Genomic DNA, 899 nt, shown 5'->3' on the forward strand with positions numbered 1-899 from the left:
CGAGGTTGTGCGCTTCAGCAGCTGAGTCGATACCTGTAATACGGAAGTTACGGCCAAGTGCAGATTGAATCGTTGCTTGGTTAATCACTTCTTCGTGCTTAGTCAGGATAACTTTGCCTTCAGGCGTTTTACGACCGCTGTCTTTGTACTCAGCAAACACGGTAGCCATTAACTTACCAATGTTTTTCTTCGAGAACGCCGACATCTTGTTACCACCCTCGCTGTCTAGCGAGATGTTAACTTGAGGGCGACCGTATTCATCCACACTAGAACTTGCATCCGTGATGCTAGCGCCGCTTAGGATGACACGCTTTTTAAGTACAACAGGACGACCATCGCGATCTTGTTTGATTTCACTGCCCGCCGGTGCACGGCCATTCGCCGCCGCCGCTAAATCAGCTTTATCATCAACTTCACGGAATTCAAGGGTTGCCGTGGCACCGAGAATTTCTTTCGCACGAGCAGTGTCTTGAACACCTGGCAGCTCAACAACGATGCGGCTAGCGCCTTGACGTTGCACAAGCGGCTCAGCAACACCCAGCTCGTTTACACGGTTACGTAGAATCGTGATGTTTTGTTCTACAGCGTAGTTACGAATCTCTTGCAAACGTTGCTCAGTAAAAGTGGCGATAAGAGCGTAACGACCATTCGAATCAGACTCGACAAAGTTCATATCAGGATGATTCTTCGTTAGCGTGCGCTTCGCTTCAGCCAGTTGCTCTTCGTCACGTAGCAGTACTTCCACCCCTTCTTTGCCAGAAGGACGGATTGCACGGTAACGAATCTTAGCGTCACGAAGTTCACTACGGAAAGCTTCCTCTTGTTGACCAACAAGCTTTTCCATTGCTGCGTCCATATCCACCTCCATCAAGAAGTGAACACCACCACGTAGGTCAAGA

At 49.3% G+C, this 899-nt stretch carries 1 protein-coding gene; it reads right to left on the reverse strand.

What is annotated here, in order from left to right:
• A partial coding sequence (locus R7R78_RS25025; RefSeq protein WP_406707393.1) for a SecDF P1 head subdomain-containing protein occupies positions 1 to 899 on the reverse strand: 899 nt, incomplete at both ends.

Source organism: Vibrio sp. 2134-1 (genome assembly GCF_033339495.1).